A 6,504-nucleotide genomic window follows, 5' to 3' on the forward strand; every position below is an offset into this window, starting at 1 on the left:
GGCTCGGCGCTGTCGATCCGCCCGCTGCCGGTCGGCGCCCCGAGGGCACCGGGGGCGTCGGCGGGCGGCTCGCCGCGGTGGTCCGAGCTCGCGATGACGACGCTCCGGCCGTGGGCCCGGGCCACCTGCTCGGCCTCGGCCAGCAGGGCAGCCCCGACCCCCTGGCGTCGGTGCTCGGGATGCACGACGAGCTCGAGGTAGGCCATCCGCTCGTTGCTCGCGCGCTGCATGTGCAGGTGCGCGAGGCCGACGACGTCCTGGGCGGCGGGGGAGGCCAGGTCGCTGCGGTGCGCGACGAGCAGTACGCGCGTCGTGTACTCGGTCTGGGCGAGCCCCACCTGCAGGTACTGGGCGGTGTAGGCGACGTCGTCGTAGCCGTAGGTGTCGTGGTCGACGGCGAAGGACACCGCGGAGGCCCCGTGCAGGGCCCAGGCCGCCGGGTCTTCGAGGGATGGCGGGACGGGTGACCGGGTCACGGACCACGTGCTCATGGGGTCACTGTGCTCTGGGCGGCGCCGCCAGCGCCACGGCATTTTCGTGGTCCTCGCTCGCGCGCGGGTCGGCCCGGTGCCATGCTCGGGTCGGCCACGTACCGAGGAGGAACCATGAGCACCGAGGACCGCGTCCTGGTCGACGTCGCGGTGCGCGCGACACCGGACGCCGTGTGGGCGGCCCTGCGCGACCCCGAGCAGGTCCACCGCTGGTTCGGCTGGGACGACGACGGCCTCGCCGCCGAGATCCAGCAGATCTTCGTGGACGAGCCCACGGAGGACCCTGCCGCACGCACCCTGGTGTGGCCCGATGGCGACCGGATCGCCCTCGAGCCCATCAGCGACCTCTCCACCCGCGTGCTCATCTCGCGCAAGGACGGCACGACCGACGGCGACATGGTTGGTGCCTACGACGCGGTCGACGAGGGGTGGATCACCTTCGCCCACCAGCTCCAGTTCGCCCTCGAGCGCCACCCGCGTGCTGAGCGGCGCACGATCGCCGCCCTGGGGGTGGACCTCGGCTCGGAGGAGGACGCACTCCTGGCCCGCCTGGGTCTGCGCCCCTTGGGCGACGCTCCGGTGGGTTCCGCCTACGCGGTCGAGCGCGCCGACGGGTCCCGCTTCACCGGCGAGATCGCCTTCCAGACCGACCTGCAGATCGGCCTCACCGTCGCGGAGGAGGAGCACGCCCTGCTCGTCGTCGCGCGCACGCCACCGTCGGCGGCGCCCCCGCACGGCGTCGCGATGTTCGTGCTCAACACCTACGGTCTCGACGACGCCAGGATCGCCCAGGTCGAGCAGCGCTGGACGGCGTGGTGGACCCCCACCACCGTCGAGGACGACCCGGCGGTGTAGGCGCGAGGTGCCCGGCGATGGCGGGCACCTCCTCGACGATCGAGTCGAGGTACCGCCAGACAGTGGGGATCAGCGGGTGGACGAGCCCGTCCTCGCGGGAGACCTTGGTGCCCCACATCGGGTCGTCCGAGGTCATGTATCCCCCGTCGAGCAGTGTGGTGGCGATCGAGCCGTCGTCGACCGGTCCGGTCCTGGTCGAGAACGTGAGGCGCTCGGAGGGATCGGCGTCCTCCTCCCACGGCCCGACGACGAGGTCGAGGAAGACCTCGTGCATCCCGTCGTGGTGGTACAGGTAGGCGATGTAGACCGCGACGGGCTGCTCGTCCTCGTCGACCTCCCCGCTCACCTTGTACCGCTGCCCGCCGCAGTCGGGGCACTGCTGCGCCTCGGGCTCGTCCCACGCGATGCTTCTCAACGACGTCATATCGCCTCCCGCGACGATGGTGCCAGAGGCCGTGGCGAGCGGACGGCGAAGCGGGTCGGGTGATTCCAGGGGCATCCTCGAGGAGGTGCGGAGCGATCCTGCGCTGGTCATCCGGGGCTGGCGTCTGACGCGAGGTCTTCCGTGCGCAGGGCAGCCAGGCGCTCGGTCAGGTGCTCGTGCTCCGGTCCGCCGGGGACCAGGTCGAGGGCTCTGAGGAACCCGGCCTCGGCGGCCTGCGGGCGGCCTGCCTGCCAGGCGAGCTCGGCCCGGACCGCCTCGAGGCGGTGGTGGTCGGGCAGACGGGCCTCGAGGCCGTCCAGGAGGGCGAGCCCTGCGTCCGGGCCGTCGACCTCGGCGGCCGCCACGGCCCGCGCGAGCCGCACCACGGGGGAGTCGGTGAGCTCCTCGAGATCGGCGTAGTGGTCGACGATGACGTCCCACCGGGTGCTCGCGGCCGAGGGGGCTGTCGCGTGCTCGGCCGCGACGAGGGCCTGGAGGCGGTACTCCTCACCCTGCCCGGTGGTGCGGGGGAGCGCACGGAGGAGCCGGAGGGCCTCGTCGATCTCGGTGCGCTGCCAGCGGGAGCGATCCTGGTCGGGTAGCAGCACGAGGCGCCCGTCAGGGCCCAGGCGTGCGTCGCGGCGTGAGTGCTGCAGGAGCATCAGGGCGAGCAGGGCCCGCACCACGCCGCGGCCGGGGAGCAGGCTGTCGAGCACCCGCGTGAGCCGGATCGCCTCGTCCCCCAGGTCGACCCGCAGCGGCTCGGCACCGGGCTGCGGGTGGTAGCCCGCTGTGAACACCAGGTACAGGACCGTCGCGACGACGTCGAGGCGCTCGTCGAGGCGGCCGGCCGGGGGCACGGCGAAGGGGATGCCCGAGGCGGTGAGCCGCTTCTTGGCCCGGGTGATCCGCGCGGCCATCGTCGTGGGGCGGACCAGCATGAGCCGCGCGATCTCGGGGACGTCGAGACCGATGACGAAGCGCAGCGTGAGTGCGACGCGCGCCTCGGCCGCGAGCGCCGGGTGGCAGCAGGTGAAGATCAGGCGCAGCCGCTCGTCGGGCAGGTGCTCGTCCTGCGCCGCGGCGCTGGGATCGGTGGCTGAGGCGGCGGCGCGGGTACGGGCGTCGACCACCATGAGTGGCTCCTTGCGGCGGTGCACGGCCTCGGCCCGCAGCCGGTCGACGACGCGGCGGCGCGCGGCGGTGAGGAGCCACGCCCCGGGGGAGTCGGGGACGCCGTCCTGCGGCCACCGTTGTGCTGCGCTCGCGAAGGCCTCCGCGACGGCGTCCTCGACGAGGTCGGGCCGGGCGAACTGGCCAAGCAGCAGGGCGACCGTGCGCCCCCAGTGCTCCCGCCAGGCCCGCGCGAGGGGGTCGTCCTGGAAGGACGGCTCGTGCGGGCCCGGCGGCGGCGTGGTCACGCGACGTCGATCGCCGGGCGGATCTCGACGGTGTACTCGGGCAGCTCACGGACGGCCTCGATCACGGCGTCAAGGTGGGGTGCCTCGACCAGGTAGAAGCCGCCGAGCTGTTCGGCGGTCTCGGCGAAGGGCCCCTCCGTCACGCTGACCTGCTCACCCCGTCGGCGCACGGTCGTCGCGGTCTCGACCTCGGCGAGTGCCTCCCCGGCGAGGATCGTGCTGCCCGTGCGGGTCGCGACCTGGGCGAACGCGTCGTGCCGGCGGTAGTACTCCTCGCGCTCGGTGGGGGAGGCGTCCCGCCAGATCTGCTCGTCCTGGTGGAGCAGGACGACGAACTTCACGCCCCCTGCCCGTCGACGTCGTTGGTGGTGGCACGGATCTCCGCGGTCTCGCCGGGCTCGAGCAGGTCGGTGACCAGGGCGGCGAGGTCGTCCACGTCGCTGCTCTCGACGAGGTAGTAGCCGCCGAACTGCTCGACGGTCTCGGCGTAGGGGCCGTCGGTCACCGTGGGCGACCCGGCGGCGTCGCGGCGGACCAGGCGCGCGGTGGTGCTGGGACGGAGCTCGGCGCCGCCCGTGATCCGGTGCCCGCGCTCCTCGCACCGGGCCGAGAACCGCTCGTGCTGGCTGAACACCGCCGCCTGCTCCTCGGGGCTCGCCGCGAGCCAGGCGGCCTCGTCGGCGTACAGCAGGACGACGTACTCGCTCGGCGACGGGGCTGCCGGTGCGGTCTGGTCGGCCGTGCTCTGGTCCGGGGTCGGCGTGGTGGTCATGGTGGTTCCTCCGGGGTGCGGGGCGTCGGGTGCGCCCGGTCATCAGGATGACGCGCGAGGTCGGTCGAGATCGACACTTCTCGGAGAACCATGAATTGCAGAAGTCTTCATGTTGTGACACCTTCATGAGTGGCCGGGCCCATGTGTCGCGTGCCACCTGGTCGCTGCCCTGCGAGCAGCCGCCTCACGAACAGAGGGCGAGATCGCGATGACGGTGCCGCTGCACCAGGCCAAGGCCGACCTGTTCCGCACGCTCGGCCACCCGGTGCGGATCCGCGCCCTGGAGCTGCTGCTCGAGGGGCCGAGGCCGGTCCGGGAGCTCCTGACGGAGATCGAGGTCGAGGCGTCGAACCTCTCCCAGCAGCTGGCGGTGCTGCGACGAGCGGGCCTGGTGAGCTCCTACCGCGAGGGCGCCGCGGTGATGTACCGCCTGAGCACCCCCGACGTCGCTGAGCTGATGGGGGCCGCGCGACGGATCCTGACCTCGATGCTGACCAGCCAGGAGGATCTGCTGGCCGAGCTGCGGGCAGAGATGCCCGCAGCGACGGAACGGCAGTGAGCCGGAGGTGGACGACCCTCGCTGAGCTGGCACGTACCGGCAGGAGCAGGGCCGCGGCGCTGCTCCCCGGCCGTGCCGACTGGCAGGCCGTGCGCCGCGATCCTCGCCGCGACCTGATCGCCGGGGTCACCGTCGCGATCGTCGCGCTCCCCCTCGCGCTGGCCTTCGGGGTGGCGTCGGGGCTCGGTGCGCAGGCCGGCCTGGCCACGGCTGTGGTGGCCGGCACCGTCGCGGCGATCTTCGGTGGCTCGAACCTCCAGGTCTCAGGACCGACCGGCGCGATGACGGTGGTCCTGGTCCCGGTGGTCGCGCAGTTCGGTTCCTCCGGAGTGCTGATGGTAGGCCTGATGGCCGGTGTCGCGCTGATCGCGATGGCGGGTGCTGGCCTCGGGCGCTACGTGCGCTACCTGCCGGCCCCGGTGATCGAGGGCTTCACCGCGGGGATCGCGGTGGTCATCGCCCTGCAGCAGGTCCCCTCGGCCCTGGGGATCACCGGGCTGCACGGCGAGAAGGTCTGGGCCCTCGCCGGCGAGGCCGTCGGACGTTTCGTCGCCGACCCGAACCCCGCTCCGCTCGTGGTGTCCCTCGGCGTCGCCGCGATGATCCTCGTGGGCGCACGGTGGCGTCCCACGGTGCCGTTCTCGCTGGTCGCCGTGGTCGTCGCCACGCTGGTCGCCGTCCTCACCTCGGTCGACCTGGCCCCGCTCGGTGACCTTCCGGCGGGGCTGCCTGCGCCGTCGCTGGCCTTCCTCGACGTCGGGGCGATCGGCACCCTGGCCACGGCGGCGGTGGCCGTGGCCGCGCTCGCCGCCCTCGAGAGCCTGCTCAGCGCGACCGTCGCGGACGGGATGAGCGTCAACGAGCAGCATGACCCGGACAGGGAGCTCTTCGGTCAGGGGCTGGCGAACATCGCCGCCCCGCTCTTCGGAGGCATCCCCGCGACGGCCGCGATCGCCCGGACCGCGGTCAACGTCCGCGCCGGCGCCAGCTCCCGGCTCGCGGCCGTGACGCACGCCGTGGTCCTGCTGGTGATCGTGTTGGTCGCCTCGACGTGGGTCGGTCACATCTCGCTCGCCGCACTGGCGGGGGTGCTGTTCGCCACCACCGTGCGGATGGTCGAGTTCGCCTCGCTCCGCGCCCTGGCCCGCGCCACCCGGGGTGACGCCCTGATCCTCGTCCTCACCTTCGCCGCGACCGTGCTGATCGACCTGGTCACCGCGGTGATCATCGGCATCGCGGTCGCGGCCCTCCTCGCGCTGCGTGCCGTGGCGCGCAGCGCCCGTCTCGAGCAGGTCCCCCTCGAGGTCGGTGACTACAGCGCCGAGGAGCACGCCCTGCTGAGCGAGCACATCGTGGCCTACCGGTTCGACGGCCCCCTGTTCTTCGCCGCGGCGCACCGCTTCCTGCTCGAGCTCTCGGAGATCGCTGACGTCCGGGTCGTCGTGCTCCGCATGTCCCGCGTGACGACCCTCGACGCCACCGGGGCGCAGGTCCTGGGCGACGCGATCACCCGGCTCGAGAAGCGCGGGATCACCGTCCTGCTCTCCGGCATCCGCCCCGACCACGACACGGTGATGACCACCTTGGGCGTCGGGGCGCACCTGTACGCCGACGGGCGGGTCTACGCGGACACCCCTGGTGCGATCGAGGGTGCCAGGACCCTGCTCCACACGGCCCGTGCCGGGACCGCCCCGACGTAGTGGCCGCGCCTCACCCGGGTGCTCGGCCTGATCCAGCCTCGTCCTCCGGGGCGGCGGGCCGACGACGCTGCGGGTACGGGGTCCGGCCCTCGCTGAGGGCCTCGACGAAGGCCGCGATCCGGCGGGCGCGGGTCTCGGGGCGCTTGGCGTCGTTCACCTGGGTGATCAGGGTGAAGCGGTTGCTCGAGGTCAGCACGTCGAACCAGGCCTGGGCGCGCGGCTCGGCGGCGACGGCCTGCGCGAGGTCCTCGGGGACGACGGCGTCGGCCGGGCCGGGGTAGG

The 6,504-nt window shown here is 73.3% G+C and carries 9 protein-coding genes; 3 read left to right on the plus strand and 6 right to left on the minus strand.

The features are described from left to right. Positions 1-491, minus strand: a 491-nt coding sequence (locus L0B03_RS12350) for a GNAT family N-acetyltransferase (protein WP_250446157.1), incomplete at its 3' end; no start/stop codon positions are given. A 114-nt stretch (positions 492-605) separates the two neighbouring features. Between L0B03_RS12350 and L0B03_RS12355 the strand changes: the two genes are divergently transcribed. Then, complete coding sequence (locus L0B03_RS12355; RefSeq protein WP_250446160.1) at positions 606-1,346, plus strand: hypothetical protein; 741 nt, start codon at positions 606-608, stop codon at positions 1,344-1,346. Here L0B03_RS12355 and L0B03_RS12360 read toward each other — a convergent pair. From L0B03_RS12360 to L0B03_RS12375, 4 genes are all read right to left on the minus strand, one after another. Then, positions 1,246-1,770 (minus strand): hypothetical protein, encoded by a 525-nt coding sequence (locus tag L0B03_RS12360; protein ID WP_250446162.1) that lies wholly within the window; start codon positions 1,768-1,770, stop codon positions 1,246-1,248. The two genes, L0B03_RS12355 and L0B03_RS12360, sit on opposite strands and share 101 nt — an antisense overlap. 107 nt (positions 1,771-1,877) lie before the next feature. Further along, positions 1,878-3,191 carry an RNA polymerase sigma factor gene (locus tag L0B03_RS12365; protein WP_250446164.1) on the minus strand — a complete coding sequence of 438 codons (1,314 nt, stop codon included), beginning with the start codon at positions 3,189-3,191 and terminating at the stop codon, positions 1,878-1,880. Then, positions 3,188-3,532 (minus strand): YciI family protein, encoded by a 345-nt coding sequence (locus tag L0B03_RS12370; protein WP_250446166.1) that lies wholly within the window; start codon positions 3,530-3,532, stop codon positions 3,188-3,190. Before L0B03_RS12370 ends, L0B03_RS12365 begins: the two co-directional genes overlap by 4 nt. Continuing rightward, a complete protein-coding gene (locus L0B03_RS12375) occupies positions 3,529-3,963 on the minus strand; it encodes a YciI family protein (protein ID WP_250446168.1) in 435 nt (144 codons plus the stop codon). Before L0B03_RS12375 ends, L0B03_RS12370 begins: the two co-directional genes overlap by 4 nt. Before the next feature lie 208 nt (positions 3,964-4,171). Between L0B03_RS12375 and L0B03_RS12380 the strand changes: the two genes are divergently transcribed. Both L0B03_RS12380 and L0B03_RS12385 read left to right on the plus strand, forming a co-directional pair. Further along, positions 4,172-4,522: a helix-turn-helix transcriptional regulator gene (locus L0B03_RS12380; RefSeq protein WP_250446170.1), complete on the plus strand. Its 351-nt coding sequence runs from the start codon at positions 4,172-4,174 to the stop codon at positions 4,520-4,522. Then, positions 4,519-6,222, plus strand: coding sequence for a SulP family inorganic anion transporter (locus L0B03_RS12385; protein WP_250446172.1), 1,704 nt, complete (start codon positions 4,519-4,521; stop codon positions 6,220-6,222). Before L0B03_RS12380 ends, L0B03_RS12385 begins: the two co-directional genes overlap by 4 nt. Positions 6,223-6,232: 10 nt before the next feature. Here the strand turns inward: L0B03_RS12385 and L0B03_RS12390 are convergent. Continuing rightward, positions 6,233-6,504: YdeI family protein (locus L0B03_RS12390; protein ID WP_250446175.1), on the minus strand; the 272-nt coding region annotated here is incomplete at its 5' end.

It is taken from the genome of Actinotalea sp. C106 (genome assembly GCF_023630195.1).
GTDB lineage: Bacteria > Actinomycetota > Actinomycetes > Actinomycetales > Cellulomonadaceae > Actinotalea.

Excerpts from the sequence above, each read along its gene's own strand:
- L0B03_RS12380 (WP_250446170.1), top strand. The coding sequence starts at position 4,172 with ATGACGGTGCCGCTGCACCAGGCCAAGGCCGACCTGTTCCGCACGCTC.
- L0B03_RS12360 (WP_250446162.1), bottom strand. The coding sequence starts at position 1,770 with ATGACGTCGTTGAGAAGCATCGCGTGGGACGAGCCCGAGGCGCAGCAG.
- L0B03_RS12375 (WP_250446168.1), bottom strand. The coding sequence starts at position 3,963 with ATGACCACCACGCCGACCCCGGACCAGAGCACGGCCGACCAGACCGCA.
- L0B03_RS12355 (WP_250446160.1), top strand. The coding sequence starts at position 606 with ATGAGCACCGAGGACCGCGTCCTGGTCGACGTCGCGGTGCGCGCGACA.